The sequence below is a fragment of the Aeromonas jandaei genome, assembly GCF_037890695.1.
Classification (GTDB): Bacteria; Pseudomonadota; Gammaproteobacteria; order Enterobacterales; family Aeromonadaceae; genus Aeromonas; species Aeromonas jandaei.
Genome location: NZ_CP149571.1, coordinates 206,476 through 223,481 on the forward strand (window position 1 = coordinate 206,476; position 17,006 = coordinate 223,481).

Annotated in this window: 21 protein-coding genes; 9 read left to right on the forward strand and 12 right to left on the reverse strand. The window is 59.4% G+C overall.

The genetic code is table 11. The features are described 5' to 3' along the window. Entirely contained in the window at window positions 1-528 is a 528-nt protein-coding gene (locus WE862_RS01030) for a hypothetical protein (RefSeq protein ID WP_042032612.1), read from the reverse strand. A 158-nt stretch (window positions 529-686) separates the two neighbouring features. Here WE862_RS01030 and WE862_RS01035 point away from each other — a divergent pair, with 158 nt between their 5' ends. Then, complete coding sequence (locus tag WE862_RS01035) at window positions 687-1,166, forward strand: MarR family winged helix-turn-helix transcriptional regulator (RefSeq protein WP_042032704.1); 480 nt, start codon at window positions 687-689, stop codon at window positions 1,164-1,166. A gap of 47 nt (window positions 1,167-1,213) precedes the next feature. Here WE862_RS01035 and WE862_RS01040 read toward each other — a convergent pair whose 3' ends face one another. Next, a complete protein-coding gene (locus tag WE862_RS01040) occupies window positions 1,214-1,795 on the reverse strand; it encodes a YjaG family protein (protein WP_041209226.1) in 582 nt (193 codons plus the stop codon). A 162-nt stretch (window positions 1,796-1,957) separates the two neighbouring features. Between WE862_RS01040 and WE862_RS01045 the strand changes: the two genes are divergently transcribed. Then, a complete protein-coding gene (locus WE862_RS01045) occupies window positions 1,958-2,902 on the forward strand; it encodes a D-2-hydroxyacid dehydrogenase (RefSeq protein WP_033115071.1) in 945 nt (314 codons plus the stop codon). A 75-nt stretch (window positions 2,903-2,977) separates the two neighbouring features. Here the strand turns inward: WE862_RS01045 and mepM are convergent, their stop codons facing one another. Next, the gene (gene mepM, locus WE862_RS01050) at window positions 2,978-4,315 is read right to left on the reverse strand and encodes a murein DD-endopeptidase MepM (protein ID WP_042032613.1); all 1,338 of its coding nucleotides are present in this window, start codon (window positions 4,313-4,315) and stop codon (window positions 2,978-2,980) included. A 259-nt stretch (window positions 4,316-4,574) separates the two neighbouring features. Here mepM and WE862_RS01055 point away from each other — a divergent pair, with 259 nt between their 5' ends. Beyond that, window positions 4,575-5,870, forward strand: a complete 1,296-nt coding sequence (locus tag WE862_RS01055) for a LapD/MoxY N-terminal periplasmic domain-containing protein (RefSeq protein WP_042032614.1) — start codon at window positions 4,575-4,577, stop codon at window positions 5,868-5,870. Continuing rightward, window positions 5,867-6,808, forward strand: coding sequence for a TAXI family TRAP transporter solute-binding subunit (locus tag WE862_RS01060; RefSeq protein WP_042032615.1), 942 nt, complete (start codon window positions 5,867-5,869; stop codon window positions 6,806-6,808). The genes WE862_RS01055 and WE862_RS01060 overlap by 4 nt, the downstream gene beginning before the upstream one ends. Here WE862_RS01060 and WE862_RS01065 read toward each other — a convergent pair. Together WE862_RS01065 and znuA are read right to left on the reverse strand one after the other, a co-directional pair. Beyond that, the gene (locus WE862_RS01065; RefSeq protein ID WP_042032616.1) at window positions 6,803-7,477 is read right to left on the reverse strand and encodes a transglutaminase-like cysteine peptidase; all 675 of its coding nucleotides are present in this window, start codon (window positions 7,475-7,477) and stop codon (window positions 6,803-6,805) included. The genes WE862_RS01060 and WE862_RS01065 overlap by 6 nt on opposite strands. A gap of 75 nt (window positions 7,478-7,552) precedes the next feature. After that, window positions 7,553-8,473, reverse strand: coding sequence for a zinc ABC transporter substrate-binding protein ZnuA (gene znuA, locus WE862_RS01070; protein WP_339058689.1), 921 nt, complete (start codon window positions 8,471-8,473; stop codon window positions 7,553-7,555). A 96-nt stretch (window positions 8,474-8,569) separates the two neighbouring features. On the opposite strand from znuA, the gene znuC reads away from it, so the two are divergent. Both znuC and znuB read left to right on the forward strand, forming a co-directional pair. After that, window positions 8,570-9,346, forward strand: a complete 777-nt coding sequence (znuC, locus tag WE862_RS01075) for a zinc ABC transporter ATP-binding protein ZnuC (protein ID WP_042032619.1) — start codon at window positions 8,570-8,572, stop codon at window positions 9,344-9,346. Window positions 9,347-9,367: 21 nt separating this feature from the next. Further along, window positions 9,368-10,147: a zinc ABC transporter permease subunit ZnuB gene (gene znuB / locus WE862_RS01080; RefSeq protein ID WP_042032620.1), complete on the forward strand. Its 780-nt coding sequence runs from the start codon at window positions 9,368-9,370 to the stop codon at window positions 10,145-10,147. 9 nt (window positions 10,148-10,156) lie between these two features. On the opposite strand, the gene WE862_RS01085 is transcribed toward znuB, so the two are convergent. Next, complete coding sequence (locus tag WE862_RS01085; RefSeq protein WP_042032621.1) at window positions 10,157-11,047, reverse strand: LysR substrate-binding domain-containing protein; 891 nt, start codon at window positions 11,045-11,047, stop codon at window positions 10,157-10,159. Window positions 11,048-11,138: 91 nt separating this feature from the next. Here WE862_RS01085 and WE862_RS01090 point away from each other — a divergent pair, with 91 nt between their 5' ends. After that, on the forward strand, window positions 11,139-11,996 hold the full coding sequence (locus WE862_RS01090) for a DMT family transporter (RefSeq protein WP_041209234.1): 858 nt from the start codon (window positions 11,139-11,141) through the stop codon (window positions 11,994-11,996). Window positions 11,997-11,999: 3 nt separating this feature from the next. Here the strand turns inward: WE862_RS01090 and WE862_RS01095 are convergent, their stop codons facing one another. Continuing rightward, on the reverse strand, window positions 12,000-12,587 hold the full coding sequence (locus tag WE862_RS01095; protein ID WP_042032622.1) for a uracil-DNA glycosylase family protein: 588 nt from the start codon (window positions 12,585-12,587) through the stop codon (window positions 12,000-12,002). A gap of 102 nt (window positions 12,588-12,689) precedes the next feature. Between WE862_RS01095 and rarD the strand changes: the two genes are divergently transcribed. Beyond that, window positions 12,690-13,580 (forward strand): EamA family transporter RarD, encoded by an 891-nt coding sequence (rarD, locus tag WE862_RS01100; RefSeq protein ID WP_042032623.1) that lies wholly within the window; start codon window positions 12,690-12,692, stop codon window positions 13,578-13,580. Here rarD and WE862_RS01105 read toward each other — a convergent pair. Beyond that, window positions 13,562-14,296 carry a substrate-binding periplasmic protein gene (locus WE862_RS01105; RefSeq protein ID WP_041209237.1) on the reverse strand — a complete coding sequence of 245 codons (735 nt, stop codon included), beginning with the start codon at window positions 14,294-14,296 and terminating at the stop codon, window positions 13,562-13,564. The two genes, rarD and WE862_RS01105, sit on opposite strands and share 19 nt — an antisense overlap. Window positions 14,297-14,340: 44 nt before the next feature. On the opposite strand from WE862_RS01105, the gene WE862_RS01110 reads away from it, so the two are divergent. Beyond that, entirely contained in the window at window positions 14,341-14,688 is a 348-nt protein-coding gene (locus tag WE862_RS01110; protein WP_042032625.1) for a GIY-YIG nuclease family protein, read from the forward strand. Window positions 14,689-14,771: 83 nt separating this feature from the next. Here the strand turns inward: WE862_RS01110 and pspG are convergent, their stop codons facing one another. The 4 genes from pspG to WE862_RS01130 form a co-directional block, all read right to left on the reverse strand. Continuing rightward, window positions 14,772-14,990, reverse strand: a complete 219-nt coding sequence (pspG, locus tag WE862_RS01115; protein ID WP_042032626.1) for an envelope stress response protein PspG — start codon at window positions 14,988-14,990, stop codon at window positions 14,772-14,774. Between the two features lie 45 nt (window positions 14,991-15,035). Further along, entirely contained in the window at window positions 15,036-15,242 is a 207-nt protein-coding gene (locus WE862_RS01120; protein ID WP_033115086.1) for a PspC domain-containing protein, read from the reverse strand. A 2-nt stretch (window positions 15,243-15,244) separates the two neighbouring features. Continuing rightward, a complete protein-coding gene (gene pspA / locus WE862_RS01125; RefSeq protein WP_042032627.1) occupies window positions 15,245-15,907 on the reverse strand; it encodes a phage shock protein PspA in 663 nt (220 codons plus the stop codon). A gap of 209 nt (window positions 15,908-16,116) precedes the next feature. Next, window positions 16,117-16,845 (reverse strand): 1-acylglycerol-3-phosphate O-acyltransferase, encoded by a 729-nt coding sequence (locus tag WE862_RS01130; RefSeq protein ID WP_033115089.1) that lies wholly within the window; start codon window positions 16,843-16,845, stop codon window positions 16,117-16,119. Window positions 16,846-17,006: the final 161 nt, after the last annotated feature.

The window sequence follows — 17,006 nt, forward strand, 5'->3', positions numbered from 1 at the left end:
TTAGTCGTTGTTGAAAAACTCTTCGCCCACGTGATCACCGGCACCACCGATGGCGCGATAGACCAGCTTGCCTGCCGCTTGTTCACGGTGATCCACCAGGGTGACCGAGGGCTGACCGTTCACGGCGTGGCGTTTGCCGAGGAAGATGGCCATGGGCACGCCCAGATTGGAGATACCGCTGGTGATCCAGAGCCGGTTGAAGTCGTAAGAGCCGCCGATGAACTCCAGCTGGGCCAATCCGGTATCGAGGCCGGTCAGATAGAACTGCATGGCGCTTTCGTCAGGAAAGAGGTGCACCAGCACATAGGCGTAACGCAATTCGTTCACCAACTCCTTTAGGTTGAAAGTACCTGTTTCACTACAGGAGAGCGGCAGTTCGCCGTCGTAGTGGTGAACCTTGAGGTTGTTCGGGTCTTCATCATAGGCGGGCTGATAGCGGACAAAGGCTGATGTATCAGGCAGTTCATAGCGAACCCGCACAACTTTCAGGCCGCTGGCCAGGGTCTTGATATCCAGTTCATTGGTCATGTTTACTCCTCTCTTGTCAGGTTAAACCGCGCAAAGAGGGGCTAAACTAACACAAAATTAATTTGAACATAAACCATTTGAGTAATAACTATATTGACCTTTTTATCTGCCGGGAGCAGAATTTTCCTCCTTTCAACCCGACTTCCTACTCCGACACCATGGAAAAACATGATGAAGTGCTGGTAGCGCTGCGCCAGATCATTCGTGCCATCGACATGCACTCCAAGCGCTTGATCAAGGAGGCGGGTCTTACCTCGCCACAACTCTTGCTGCTCAAAGGAATTGACGAGCTGGGCCAGATCTCCATGCGCCAGCTGGCCGACCACACCAACATGAGTCAGGCCACCGCCACCACCATCATGGATCGCCTCGAGAGCCGCCAACTGGTGCAGCGCGTTCGCAGCGAGACCGACAAGCGCAAGGTACACGCGACCCTGACCGATGCCGGCCGCGCCCTGCTGACCGAGGCGCCGACACCACTGCAAGAGAGTTTTATCCAGCGTTTTCAATCCCTTGAAACCTGGGAACAGACCCTGCTGCTCTCCTCCCTGCAGCGCATCTCCGCCATGATGAATGCCGATGGAATCGATGCCGCCCCGGTGCTGAGCGTCAGCCCCCTGACCGCCGAGCAGGCATAAAAAAAGCTCCCGAAACGGGAGCTTTTTTAGTGGGCTGGCACCGGCGATTACTCTTCCAGGCTGATACCAATGTTGGAGACGCCATCCTGAGCGGCAAAGGCCTTGATGGCCAGAATCCGGTCGCTGTCACGCTCGTGGGCAACCCGCTTGAGCAGCTCGACCTGAAACTCCAGCTCGGCTTCCATGTATTCGTGCTCGTAGAGCTCCTCTTCGGTCAGATCCCGCTCTTCCATCATCTCGATAAAACCGGCAACGGTACCGACGGAGGCATGACTGGCATCGTTGGCCTCTTCCCCAACACGGCAGATCACCGAGTTGTAGGCACAGCCCAGCGCCACGCAGGCATCCAGTGCCGGATAGGCACCGTAGGATTCAAACTTGCGGGGATCCGGAATATGAGCTTCGAACTCTTCGAGAATGGCACCCAGATTGACCCGGGAACCCTTGACGGTCAGGTAGTTCCACATCTGATCCAGCGCATGCCGGAAGGCCTCTGCATTGCCAAAGCCGGAGGCCTGACTGAACAGGGCATAGTTGGGGTACATGCGCTCTGCCAGCGCCAGGGTGTAGACGGTCTGTTGCCAAGGCTGTAGCTCGGCCAGTCGCTTATAAAACTTGTCACCAAACACTGGAGTCGGATCCTCTGCAAAATGTGGGGCAGATTGTAGCCCACGAGGGGCGCGGCGAAAACGAAAAAGCGCCCTGGTCGGCTATGTTGCGCAGGCAACTCGGGTAAGATGGGACGAGAGCGGCATCTTGTTGCGCCGCAAATTCTGATAAGGAACAAGAGTATGAGCCAACGTACCCTTCTTTTGCTCAGCCAGGATAATGCTCACTACGAACGTCTGCTCAAGGCCGCCAATCTCCCCCATCTGCGCATTCTGCGAGCCGATAACCAGAGCGATGCCGAGAAGCTGATTGGCGAAGCCCATATTCTGATGGCAGAACCGGCCCGTGCCAAACCGCTTCTCCCCAAGGCGGGGAAACTCAAATGGTTCCAGTCCACCTATGCCGGAGTGGACGTACTGCTCGACCCGGACAGCCGGCGCGACTACCAGCTTACCAACGTGCGCGGTATCTTCGGCCCGCTGATGAGCGAATATGTCTTTGGCCATCTGCTCAGCTTGATGCGACAAATTCCTCTCTATCGGGAACAGCAGAGGCAGCGTCTCTGGCAGAGCCACCCCTATCAGGGGCTCAAGGGGAAAACCATGCTGATCCTTGGCACCGGCAGCATTGGCCAGCATATCGCCCAGACCGGCAAGCACTTTGGCATGAAGGTACTTGGCATCAGCCGCAGCGGCCGGGAGCGGGCCAGCTTTGATCAGGTTTACCAGCTGCCGGCGCTCAACAAGATCCTGGCGCAGGCCGATGTGATCGTCAGCGTTCTGCCGGCGACCCGCGACACCCGCCATCTCTTTAATGCGGCCCGCTTCGAGTTCTGCAAGCCGGGCGCCATCCTGTTCAACGTGGGACGCGGCAATGCCGTCCACTCCGGCGATCTGCTGACCGCCCTGCGCACCGGCAAGCTGGCGATGGCGGTGCTGGATGTATTCGAGCAGGAGCCACTGCCCGCCGACAGCCCGCTGTGGGGGCAACCCAACCTCATCGTCACCCCTCACAACAGCGCCTACAGCTTCCCCGAGGATGTGGCCCAAATCTTCGTGCGCAACTATATCCGCTTCATCGACGGCCAGCCCCTCGACGGCAAAATAGACTTCGACAAGGGCTACTAACACCCAATCCTTGCCGCAAAAAGAGAGGCCCCGCCAATTGGCGGGGCCTCTCTTTTTCATATCCGGAGGGCGGTATTAACTCGCCTCCAGCTCCTTGCGGTAGCCTTTCACCTTGGCCAGGAACTGGCGACGCTCCTTGCCGCTGAGCGGTTCGGCCATCGGTAGCTTGGCTGTCATGGCGTTGACCGGGCGGTTGTTGATGCGCAGCTCATAGTGGAGGTGAGCACCGGTCGAACGACCCGTGTTGCCGGAGAGGCCGATCTTGTCGCCCATCTTGACCCGCTGACCCGGTTTGACCAGCAGCTTGCTCAGGTGCAGATAACGGGTCGACAGGGTACGGCCATGCTTGATGACGACATAGGTACCTGCCAGCGGGTGGCTGGTTGCCTTCTGGACAACACCATCACCGGTCGCCAGCACCGGAGTGCCGATCGGCAGTGCAAAGTCGGTACCCTCGTGAGGACGCACCAGACCGGTCACCGGATGTTTACGGGCCGGGTTGAAGCTGGAGCTGATCCGGTAGCGGCTGTGAGTCGGATAGCGACGGAAGCCGCGCTCCAGACTGTTGCCCTGACCATCGTAATAGTTGCCATCATCGGAGAGCCAGGCCGATACCGTCTTGCCCTGGCTGGTCACTTCCACACCCAGCAGCTGGCTGTTGCCGGTGCTCTTGCCCTCGACAGTCTCCTGGCGTACCAACACCTTGAATTTGTCACCCTTTTTCAGATCCTGAGCAAAGTTCATCCGCCACTGGAACAGGTTGGCAATCTTCTGAATATGGGTGGATGGAATGCCGGCATTGCGGGCACTGACATAGAAACTGCCGTTGATCTGGCCGTCGTAACGCTGCGGCTGCCAATCCACCTTCTCGTTGATCATCGAAGCGGTATAGGTGTCGTCAGTGCGCGCCATCACCAGCGTCTGCTTGATGTTCAGGCGGATCTTGAGCTGCTGCAGGATGTTGTCCTGATCGATCAGCAGCTCGATGGTCTGACCCGGTTTGAGCCGCGCCAGATAGTTCTTGTTATCCGCATCCAGCACCTTGTAAAGGGTGGTGGTCGAGAGCCCCAGATTGTTGAAGATGGCGGTCAGATTCTCGCCATTGCGTACCCGGTAATCCTGCCACTGCGGTGCGGTATCGACCGGAATGTCATCGTCAGATGTGGTGGGTTCAACCAGTTCGTGATCGGGGATTTCGTTAAAGTCGGTGTTGTTTTCGTTGGTTGCCGTACCCGCGGTATCAATCGGCAGTTCCAGACGCAGGGGCCGCTCCAGAATGTCACCCGGAGCAGGCAGCAATGCCACTGCTGACAGGGTCATCGCCGTCAGCATCACCATTGCATAAAAGTGTTTGCGGGGAACCGGTGGTTCCCAATTGGCAGCCTGTGCTACCAAGGGACGGAGACGTTTCATCCGCTATCCTGTCTTTATATCTGAAGAGTGTGAGTTGCGATGTGGTAGTACCAAATCCGCATAAAACTGTCTGTTTGACAAAAAACGATACAAATAGTTCATCGCAATCTGCATGAACTTCACATTTTATGCATAACCAGCCCGGATGGGCAGAAATGATCGTCTTTTTTAACCATTTTTTCCTATTTTTAAGAACCGGCTCGCCATAGCGCCAGAATAAAAACCGCAAATGTTGCAATAACTTTTCCATGGAGTGGAGATGACGTTATCAAAACTACTGAGCAGGATAATCCTCATCCTGTTTCTGATCGGTGCCGTCCTGCTGTTTGTGCTGGAAATCACCACAGTCCGCCAATCCATCATCGACCAGATGTCCGCCAATCTGGAGACTGCCGTCACCGCTCTGGGTCTGGTGCTGCAAGGTACTTTGCTCAACGATGACAAGGTGCTGGCCGAAACCATCGTCAATGCAATGTTCGATGGCGGCTTCGTCAGCTCGGTCAGGTTGGTCGACCCGGACGGACAATTGCTGTTCCAGAAGGTATTCCAGGCTACCCAGCAAAACGTGCCTGGCTGGCTTCCCTCGGTTATCGGCATGCCACCGGTCAAGATTGAGCAAGAACTGACCGATGGCTGGCGCATGCTCGGTACCCTGACACTGGAAGGTCACGGCGGCTACGCCTACCAGCACCTGTGGAATGCCATCAGCCGTATCGGACTGGCACTGTTGGGTGGACTGATTGTCTTTACTCTGGTGATCTCCCTGGTCAGCCAACGGCTGCTAAAGCCGCTGGCGCAGATCAACCAGCAGCTAATCCGGATCCGCAAGCACCAGTTCAACAGCGCCCTCCCCACCCCTTGGCTGCAGGATCTCAAAGAGGTGGCGCTCTCCATCAACCAGCTGGTCTCCGAGCGCAAGCGCGACCTGTTGCAGCAACGCCTCAAAATCACCCAGATGGGCAAGCAACTGCAGCCATCCGCAGCGCAGCCCCTGCAAGGGCTGACCGACACCCGTGGCGGCCACCTGCAAACCTTCGTCTCGACACAGGGCCAGATCACCCTCTACCAGCGCTTCCTGCCACACCCGGCACTCACCGCCGACAGCGAGCTGGCCACCATTCAAGCGGTTCTGGAACAGTGGTTACAACTCCATGTTGAAGGTATCTCGCTACCGCTCTCCCTGCTCCACCACCCGCAGTGGCAAGCCATAGTACCGCTGCTGACTCAAGGTAGAGGCAAGACTCTCGACTGGCGCTGGGATGTGACCGCTTTCCCGGCTGAGGGTGAGTCGATATTGACCCGCTTGCAGGAGCAGGGGGTAGAGCTGGCGTTTAGCGCTATTCCGCTCAATACGGAGACCTTCAATCAACTCGATCCCCTCAATCCTGTCTTTGTCTGCTGCCAGCTGACTGAGGAGCCGCTCTACTGGCATCTCCTCTCGCAAACCATGCATGCGGCTGGCTACACCCTGTTGGCCGAGGCGGGTACTGGCAGTGACATCGACAAGCTGCGCACCTGGGGAATTGATGGTTATGCCAGGGAGACACAATCATGAAAAAGCTGGCTATCTTGCTGATGCTGTTCGGCCAAGCCGGAGCAATGGCCGCACCGGCCACCATAGCAACAGGGAGTGAACAGGGGATCTACTATCAGGTCACCAGCGAATTCTGCCGCCTGGCTCACAAGACAGACCCGCAGATCGGTTGTGCGCTGCAGGCAACCTCCGGTTCGATGGAGAACCTGCAGCGACTGCGGAGCGGTGAAAGCCGCTACGCCATGGTGCAGTCAGACTGGCTCTATCAGGCCAGTCAGGGTAGCGGCCCCTTCGCCAACGCCGCACAAACCGGCCTGCGCGCGCTGTTCGCGACCCACGCCGAACCCTTTACCATAGTGATCCGGGCCGACGGTGACATCACCTCGCTAGAGCAGCTCAAGCTCGCCCCTATCGATATGGGACTAAAGGGCTCCGGTACCCGCCAGACTGCGCTGGCTCTTTTCAACTTGCTGGGCGCCAAGGAGCAGGATCTCGATCTGAAAAGCATGGCCAATGCAGCCGAGGCGCTCTGCAGCAAACAGATCGATGCCTATGGGCTGGTGATGGGACACCCCAACCGGATTGTGCTCGATACCGCCAAGCGGTGTGCCATCCGATTTCTGCCGGTCGATGGCGCTCTGCGCGACCAGCTGATCAAGGGGGTCAGGTATTACCAGCGCAGCCAGGTGCCCGCGCGCATCTATCCGGGTAACTTGAAAGCCACACCCACCTTTGCCATCGCGGCCACTCTGGTGACCAATGCAACTACTCCCGAAGAAGAGGTCTATAACCTGACCCGTGCCATGCTGGCACAGCAGACCAAGTTCAACGAACAGACTTATGGCTACGCCAACATGTTCCATCAGGCGCGCAACAAAACCGGCCCGGTGCTGAGCATTGAGCAGCATCCGGGCGCAGCCCGTTATTTTGCCGAGTTGAAAGCCGCCGGAAAGCTATAGCTGGCGGCGGGGGGAGCGCAGCTGCTCGCTGGAGAACCGGGTCTTCATCGATGTCCACTGTGCCAGCCTGTCGGCACTGCCAGCAAGCGTTCCCTCACGGCGGGACTTCATGATCCAGATGCTCTTGGCATCGAAGCTGTAGACAGGGATAAGGTCGGTGCGCAGGCTGCCGGGCAGAATGCGGCTGTTGATGTTGTCGAGCACCAGCGGATCTGATTTGGGGGTCGCGAAATAGAGTGTAACCATGTGGAACTGGTTGTAACGCACCGCCTTGACGTAAGCCAGCCGCAGCTTCTTCTCGTCCACCCCCAGCTCCATCAGGGTGTAGTACTTGGAGATGCTGTAATCCTCGCAATCCCCACCCCGGGCACCAATGAACTCCAGCGGATTGGCCCAGTAATCCGATTCTCCCCACAATCTGGGATCATCGCTGTAGGTCAGGTTGTTAAAGTAGTGATTTACCAGCTCGATCTTCTGCTGATCCGTGGTGCCGGCTCTGGGCGTCAGCAAGTGGGAAAACGCTTCTGCGCGCTGAATGGCGCGCCCGCCGTAGACTTCCTGCAACTTCTCCCGCAGCTCGGGGCTGGCAATATATTCCGACAGGCGGGAAGCCTGCACGCCGACACAACCGAGTGCCAGCATGCAGGTGGGGATTAACAGCCATTTCATACCGGACACTCCATGTCAGATGCTGGAGGTCAGTATAGTCCCAGACAACAGAGAGCAGGCTCTTCGGGCCCAGTGTCAACGACACTGGGCAAAAGCGTTGGCCAACTGATCCATGAACTGGGGATAACCATCCGGGCCGAGCGGAACCTGCTCACCCACCTCATCCAGCAGCAGCACTCTGGCGCCGGTATTGCGGGCAACCGACTCGATCACCGCTGGCGAGAATTGCGGCTCGGCATAGATGCAGCTTGCCTGCTTCTCCTCCAGCGCCTTGCGGATCTCGACCAGTGTTTTTGCTCCCGGACGACGCTCCGGACTGACGGTAAAGTGGCCTTTGGAACTCATGCCATAGTGACGCTCCCAGTAGCCATAAGCCTCGTGGAATACGAAGTACCCCTTCTGGTTCACCGCTTTCATCTGCCCGGCGATCACCTTGTCTCTGGCATCGACCTTGGCGGTAAACGCGGCCAGATTGGCCTCGTAACGCGCCTTGTTGGGCGGATCCTGCTTGCCCAGCTCGCTGGCGATAGCGTTGGCAATTACCTTGGCCTGCATCGGTTCAAGCCAGATATGGGGGTCGATCCCTTCATGATGATGACCTTCATGCCCTTCATCGCCATGGTCATGAGCCGCATGGTCATCGTGCTGATGGCCATCATGGCTACCCTTGGTCGCGTAGTTGAACAGCGGCATGCCCGGCACCTGGGTCAGGGTCAAGACATGGGGATGATTGGCCAGAGGCTTGCTCATGAAACCCTCCAGCTCGGGGCCGACCCAGACCACCAAATCGGCCTCTCTGATGCTGCGAACATCGGAGGGACGCAGAGAGAAGTCGTGGGGGGAAGCGCCGGTTGGCAGCAGGACTTCCGGCTCGCTCACACCTTCCGTGATCGCCGCTGCAATAAAGCCGAGGGGCTTGATGGTGGTCAGCACCTCCACGGCACGAACAGGCAAACTCACCGCCAGCAGGGCAGTGAAAAAAGCAATAATTCTCATTGGTGAATCTCGTCAGCGGGTGATTGTGTGATAATATAACAGCTTCTGTTTTTTGTTATATTATAACTCTCACTGGCTGTAAACCCCGGAGCTGTCATGACCCAACTGGTAGAGCTGAAAGAGGTCTGTCTTTCGTTCGATGGACGCTCAGTGCTCGACAAGGTCTCCTTTACCCTCAATAAAGGCAAAATCACCACCCTGGTCGGCCCCAACGGGGCGGGCAAGAGCACCCTGAGCAAACTGGTATTGGGTCTGCTCACCCCCGATTCAGGCCAGATCATCCGCAGCCGCGACCTGAGAGTCGGCTATGTACCCCAGCGCCTCTATCTGGATCCCACCCTGCCGCTGACAGTGCGCCGCTTTCTGCAACTGGGCAAGAAGGGGCGGATCTCCATCGAAGAGGCGTTGACCAGAGTCGGCGCCGAAGGGCTGCTGGACAACCGGATGCAGAAGCTCTCCGGTGGCGAGATGCAGCGGGTACTGCTGGCGCGCGCTCTGCTGGTCAAACCCGAACTGCTGGTGCTTGATGAGCCGGTGCAGGGGGTGGATATCAACGGCCAGATCGAGCTCTACGCCCTGATCGGCAAGCTCGCCGCCGAATTCAATTGCGCCGTGCTGATGGTCTCCCACGACCTGCATCTGGTGATGGCCAGCACCCACGAGGTGATCTGCCTCAATCGCCACGTCTGCTGTCATGGCGAGCCGGAAAGCGTGGCCCGCCACCCCGAATTTGCCCGTCTGTTCGGGCGACCGGAGCAGGAGGTGCTGGCGGTCTATACCCACCATCACCACTGCGACGGCGAACACCATCATCATGAACCGCAGGCCCCCGTCATCCGCCTGCCTTCTCGCAACAACGCTCACAGCAAATAGCGCAAGCAACAGGACATTCAAGTGGACAGCTTTCTGTTATACGCCCTCGCGGCCGGCCTCGGCATCGCCCTGCTGGCTGGCCCCCTCGGCAGCTTCGTGGTATGGCGAAAAATGGCCTATTTTGGCGACACCCTCTCCCACGCCAGCCTGTTCGGCATCGCGCTGGGCATCCTGCTGCAGGTGGATCTCACCCTGGCGGTGGTAGTCTGCTGCCTTGCCATGGCGATGCTGCTGGTGATCATGAGTCGCAACCAGCAGGTAGCCACCGACACCCTGCTCGGCATTCTGGCCCATAGCGCTCTGTCCCTCGGTCTGGTTACCTTGAGTTTTATGGATAACGTGCGGGTGGATCTGATGGCCTACCTGTTTGGCGACCTGCTCTCGGTACAACCGATGGATCTGCTCTGGATCTACGGCGGTGGCGCGCTGGTGCTGCTCACCCTATGGCGACTGTGGGATCCCCTGCTCTCCATGACCATCTCGGAAGAGCTGGCACGGGTAGAGGGGATCCGGGTCGATGTGCTGCGCTGCGTGCTGATGCTGCTGATCGGGCTGGTGATCGCCGTAGCGATGAAGTTTGTTGGCGCGCTGATCATCACCTCCTTGCTGATCATCCCCGCCGCTACCGCCCGCCGTTTCAGCCAGACGCCGGAGCAGATGGCCGGCTTTGCCGCGCTGATCGGCTGCCTCGCCGTGCTGGGTGGATTGACCCTCTCCTGGTATCAGGACACCCCGGCGGGCCCATCAGTGGTGGTCTGTGCCACCAGCCTGTTTGTGCTGAGCCAGTTCAAAAGAGCGTAACGGCGCAGGCTAGAGAGGCATGCTCTGGCGTGTCTCCATCATCAGCCACTGGCGTAACCGGTTGATGGCGGGCTCATGGGCCCGCGAGCGCTTGCAGGTAAAGTAGAAGGCATCCCCCGTCTCCAGCTGGTGTACCGGCAAGGCCACCAGCTGGGGATCATCGGGCCGCAGCATGTAGTCATTCACGAACGCCACTCCCTGATCCCAAGCCGCCGCCTCCATCGCCAGCAACACATGGCTGAAGTGGTGCATCCGCGCCTCGTCTGGGATCACCAAACCACCCGCCTTGGCCCAGCGCTGCCAATCCTCCCCCCGCGCCTTGTAGATGGACTGTACCGACAGCAGCGGCAGTTGCCAGATGGCATCTGGCCACTCCCCCTCCACCTGCTGTAACAAACGGCGGCTGCAGACCGGAAAGAGCCGCTCCTGATAGATAAGGTCATGGCAGTAGCCCCGCCCATGGGGTGAGACTGTGATAAAACAGTCGGCCACCCGATCGGAGAGCTCGGGATCCTCCGCTACCATCTCCAGACTCAAATCCAACTCGGGATAGAGCTGGCGCAATCCGGCCAACCGCGGGATCAACCACTTCACCGCAAACGAGCTGTAGACCGCGAGGCGCAACCGCATCTCGCCGCCCCCGCGCAGCTGCTCGCTGCTCTGGGCAATCTGGCCGAGCCCGGCAGCAATCCCCTCGAAATAGCTCTCGCCCTGCGTCGTCAGCGAGAGCAGCCGCCCCTGACGCAGCAGCAACCGCTCCCCCAGAAAATCCTCCAGCAGGCGGATCTGGTGGCTGACCGCACTCTGGCTGACGTTCAGTTCAAGGGCTGCACGGGAAAAGCTGAGCAGCCGGGCCACCACCTCGAAATATTGCACCGCACGCAGGGGAGGAAGTTTCATTATCTAAATATCTCATGGGTGGTCATTTTTTATCATTTTACTGGATATCAACCGGCACGCTACCCTCCCCTCATCTGAAGTGGGAGGTGGTATGAATGCAGTGGGGATCGGCATCCTTTATCTGGTGCTGGGCAATATGGTGGCGGTTTTTTCCGATGCGCTGGTCAAGGTGCTGGAGCCGGATCAGCCCATCTTCCAGTTTGTCTTTTTCCGCCAGGTTTCTGCAGCCCTTCTGCTGATGCCCTGGCTGCTCTGGTCATGGCGCCGCAACCCGCCGGTGGCCATCAAGTGGCACCTGCTGCGTGCCCATATCTGGGCGGTCGGTGTCTGCCTGATGGTGGTCGCCCTCACCCGCTTGCCGCTCGCTACTGCCAATGCCCTCTTCTATGCCGCGCCCCTGATGATGGTGCCGCTGGCAGTATGGATGGCAGGAGAGGCGATCTCTCGCCAGAAGGTACTGACCGCGGTCATCGGATTTATCGGGGTACTGATCGTACTACGCCCGACCGAAGTGAACTGGGCTGCGCTGGCGGCGCTCGGGGTAGCGCTGTCGATGGCGCTCAACAACCTGCTGATCAAGCGGATCCCGCTCAAGCAGCCCATCGCCCAGACCCTGTTTTTCACCAACGTGCTGAGCATGCCCTTCATTCTCGCGCTGGCCTGGTGGGAAGGGGGCGACTGGCAGTGGCAGATGTGGTGGCCCGCCTTCGGCTCCTCGGCGCTGATCATGGTCTATGCGGGCTTGTGCGTGGTGGCCTATCGCAAGGCAGAGGCGAGCAAGATCGCCTCGGCGGAATATACCGGTCTGCTGATGGCCGTCGCCATCGGGGTATGGCTGTTTGACGAGCAGCCGGGTCTGCCGCTGCTGCTGGGCTGTATCTGCATCGTCCTGCCGCTTATCGCCATGGCGCGCAGCAAGCCAAAACCGCTGGCCGAGCCAGCGGTCTAATACTCAGGGTCGTTTCAGCAAAGGGGCGACCCTTTGTTGCAGATGGGGGACTATCTCCTGCTCGAACCAGGGATTCTTTTTGAGCCAGAGGGTATTGCGCGGGGAGGGATGCGGCAACGGCAGCCAGCCGGGGCCATAGTCGGCCCAGCTGCGCACCGTTTCGGTGAGCGATCCCCTGGCCGCCCCCCGCAGGTAGTAGGCTTGCGCATACTGGCCGATCAGCAGGGTCAACTCGATATTGGGCAGCAGCATCAGCACCTTGTCGTGCCAGGCAGGCGCGCACTCGGGTCTGGGCGGCAGATCGCCCGACTTGCCCTTGCCGGGATAACAGAGCCCCATCGGCATAATCGCAATGCGTGATTCGTCGTAGAAGGTGGGTTTATCGACCCCGAGCCACTGGCGCAAGCGATCGCCAGAGAGGTCATCCCACGGGATACCGCTGGCATGCACCCGAGTGCCGGGGGCCTGACCGATGATCAGCAGGCGGGCACTCTCGGCCCCGCGGATCACCGGCCGCGGCCCGAGCGGCAGATGCGCCTCGCACAGGCGGCAGGCGCGGATCTCTTCAAACAGGCTATCCAGTCGACTCATGAGCGCGATAGTAACAGAGTTTTCCACCAGATCTCGCTTGTGAAAGGACTGGCCTCTATTTATTATTCACCGATAGATGTTTAATTTAATAAACAGGTAGAGATGAAAAACTGGCTAGGCACGGGCACGGCGACCCTCTCCTTCATCCTCTGGGGGATGCTGCCGCTCTATTATCAGTTCATGCCCGAGGTCAACATGTGGGAGCTCATCTCCCACCGCGTGCTCTGGTCGGTTGCCCTGCTTGGCTGCCTGTTTCTGCTGCTTGGCCACAAGGTGCCCTGGACACGGCTGCGCAGCGAGCCGCGCCAGCTCGGCCTCATTCTGCTGGCCGGCCCGGTCATGTCGATCAGCTGGTGCATGTTCACCTGGTGCCTCACCACAGGACAGGTACTGACCACCAGCCTCGCCTTCTTCATGACGCCGCTGTTCAATATCGTATTCGCCGTCATCTTCCTGAAAGAGCGGCTTACCCCGCAAAAACATCTGGCGGTCGCCCTGGCGCTGGCGGGTCTCGCCTACATGCTCTTCTGCTACGGCCAGCTCCCCTGGTTCTCCCTCATCATGGGGGCCAACTTCGCCTGCTACGGCCTTATCAAGAAGAAGATCCACTACGACACCGGCACCAGCCTCTATCTGGAAGCCATGGTGCAACTGCCCGTCGCGCTGATCATCATCGGCACGCTGGCATGGCACGGGGAAGGGGCATTCGTGAACGGGGATCTGGCCGACAAACTGCTGCTGATGGGCAGTTCGCCCGCCACTCTGCTGCCGGTCGGGCTCTTCTGCTATGCAGTGGCAAGAACCCGGATGAGCACGGTGGGACTGTTGCAATATATCGAGCCCAGCCTTGCCTTCCTGCTCGCCATCTACTGGTTTGGTGAAACGCCGGATCCCATCAAGACGGTCGGCTTCGCCTTCGTCTGGGCGGGCTTGCTGGTGAGTCTGGTGCCGCTGCACCGCCTCAAGCGTCAGCCTCAGGGGGCGCCGCGGTAGGACTCCAGGATCTTGTGCCAGGCGGGATCCCGATCCATCTGCTCGGCAATGTCGTTGAGCCGGGCATGAAGTTCGGGGCGGGACTTGGGCACCAGAATGTGGCGGGTATAGCTGGACTGGGCAAAGGGCGAGACGAACAGCTTGCCCTCATAGTCCGGGACGTGGGTGAAAAATGCGAGGGCCGAACCGGGCACCAGGGTCACATCGATGCGGCCGCGCACCAGCAGATCGAGATTGGTCTTCACCTTCTTGGCATCGTGGCGCTCCAGTTCGCCCCGGGCCGCAGCATCATCGATCCCCAGATAGCGATACCCCTCGACACCGCCAAATACCATCCCCTTGAGGGAGTCAGGGCCACGATAGGTAACCGGATGCTGGCGACTTGAGATGAGCTCGTTGGTGTCGCGCATGATGGGGAAGGTCCAGAGGTATAGCTCGCGCTGGGGATCCCCGACCCAGGCCGGGTTGACCCAGGCGACCAGCCCGTTGAAGGCAGGATCCGACATCTCCAGCGCCAGTCTGGCGCGATTGACCAGCCAGAGCTCGATCCTGGGTTCACCTCCCAGCCTTTCATTGAGATACTTCACCAGCTCGCTGCTCAAGCCGGCATTCACCCCGGTATTGAAGGGGGGATGCTGGTGGTAATCATAGAGACGGATCGTCTCCCCCAGAGCCGGAACCGACAACAGCAACCACAACCAGAACCAGACTCTCATCGCACCTCCTTGAGCTGCTTTTGAGTTTGGCACAGAGAGTTCGAATGAGAAAACCCCCGACCGGGGCTCCGGCATCGCCATCCACCCCGCCCTCCTGCTGGTCAATCTATATGGTGCGCACCGCGGCTGGCCTGCTCTATACCGGGATCAGCACGGAGCCGGAGCGCCGCCTGCGCCAGCACCAGAGCGGCAAGGGCTCCCGCGCCCTGCGTGGCAAGGGGCCGCTGGCACTGGTGTGGCAGCAGGAGGTAGGCGACAAAGGAGCGGCCCTGCGCCTCGAATATCGCCTCAAGCAGCAGCCCAAGGCGTTCAAGGAGCAGCTCATCACCAGCCCCGATCTCTGGCTGCCGTGGAGCCTGCGCTGGCTCAATCCCGGCAACGCAGAACCATAAAGGCAAAGCCGGGCCATAAAAAAGGCCACCTCACGGGTGGCCGACAAAAGGGAGTTCAGGGATAACGACACGACTTGCGGCGATTACAGGTAGGTATTGGACCGCCTGCTGCGGTGGCTGATAAGCCAGCAGACCACCAGCACCAGCAGCAACCAGGGGGCCAGCTTGATGATCAGGGCAAGCATGCCGCCAAGCGCCCCCAGCAGCACAAACACGCCGCTCACCAGCAGCATGGCCACCAGGGTAAAACCGGTCAGCGCCATCACCAGCAACACTCCCAGCAATATGAAAAATTCCAGCATAACTTGCTCCTTACAGGCACTCTGTGCCGCCGGGCTGCCTTGCGGTCAATCCAGCCAGCGTTTCAATTCATAACGGGGCGGCATCACCAGCACCGCCAGCAGATAGGCAGCAAGCGCCAGCGGCGGCACCAGGATCAGGGCGAGCAGAGCCACCACTCGCACCGTCACTCTGGATATCCCCAGCCGTTTGGCAATGCCGGCGCAGACGCCGGTCAGCTTGCGATGGACAAGATCCTTGGGCCAGGGAGTCATGGTTATGCCTCCACCTTCTGACCCTTGAGACGGGCCAGCTCGCGTTCGATCTCGTCATTGAGCTCCAGCTCGCGGAACTGTGCCTCCAGCGAGGGATTCTGCCCCAGAGTAGCCGCCTCCAGCTGGGCTTCCAGCTGATCGACCCGCCCCTGAAAGCCTTCGAAGCGGGCCATCAGCTCATGCATGCGCTGGTTGTCCACCTGAGCGCGGGCACGAATGCGGCTATGGGCGGTCTGCTCGCGCAGGGTCAGCAGTTTCTGCTTCTCCCGCGCCTCGGTCAGCTTGGCGGCCAACCGTTCGCTGTCGGCGGTAAGCTGGGCCAGCACTTCGGCGACCCGGGCCTTGTCCTGCTCCAGCTGTTCACATTTTTTGACCTCCGCCAGCTTCTCGGTGAGGGCGGCGCGGGCCAGATCCTCACGTCCCTTCTGGATGGCTAACTCGGCCTTGGCCGACCACTCCTGGGTCTGCACCTGCAGCGCCTGCTGATGGCGCTCCAGCTGTTTTTGCTCGGCGATGACGCGAGCGGCCTGGGTGCGCATATCGACCTGCACCTGCTCCATCTCCTCGATCATCAGGCGCAGCATCTTCTCGGGCTCTTCACTCTTGTCGAGCAGGCTGTGCAGGTTGGCATTGATTACGTCGGTCAGGCGGCTGAACACGCTCATGGTCTGGCTCCTTGTGGATGGGATGACTATCTCTTCCCATTGCATTACAAGAGCCGTGCCAAGAAAAATTATTGTTGTTTTACAGATAGATGGGAATTTAACGAGGGAATCCAATAACGGTTTGTTGGTGAAAAACACCAATGGCGTGGTGATTTTTACCAACAAAAAGGGAGCCCGTGGCTCCCTGTTCAATGCAGTTATGATGGCGTTCAGGCGGCGTGATGGCGACCCAGCTTGCCATCCAGCTCGGCCAGTTTGGCCTCCATCCGGGCACGGCACACCTCGGAGAGCTCGCGAATGCCGGCGGCGCCGTGTTCTTTGCTGCAAACCGGGGCCATCACCTCCAGCAGCACCTCGCCGTTATCCCAGCGGTTGAGGTCAATCTGGCCGAAGTAACTGGAGCAGACGATGGGCACAACCGGCACTTCAGCCTGCACGGCGGTATGGAAAGCGCCCGCCTTGAACGGCAGCAGACCACGCCCCTGCGAGCGGGTCCCTTCCGGGAACATCCAGATGGAGGTGCCGCGCGCCTTGATACGCTCAACGACCTGACCAATGGTGCCGATGGCGCGAGAGCGGTTGGAGCGGTCGATCAACACGTTGCCGGAGAGCCAGAAGATGAGGCCGAAGAAGGGGAGCCACAGCAGGCTCTTCTTGCCCACCGCAACCACGCCGGGCTGCACGGCACCGGTCACGGTGAAGATGTCATAGTTGCTCTGGTGGTTGCAGACATAGACCGCAGGCCCGACCGATTTCACCTCGTCGGCTACCGTCACCTTGACCCGGACCCCGATCAGCGGACAGACCGCGTGATACATGCGGGCAAAGACATAGACGTTGTTGGGGTGGCGCGGACGAACCAGACAGAGCAGCAGGCCGAACAGGAACCAGAAGATGAGCAGCAGACCAAGCAGCAGCACACGGGCAATTTTGAGCATCGAACACCTCGAATTTTAACTCGGCGCAGTATACTGATCCCCCTTTTAGCGAACAAGCGTTCGCCAAACAGAACCGACCACACGGTGCCAGCCTCAGCGCTCATAAAACGGCCGGCAACTTGCCCCACCCGCCATTGGCCGTTAGGATGTGGCCATCTTGA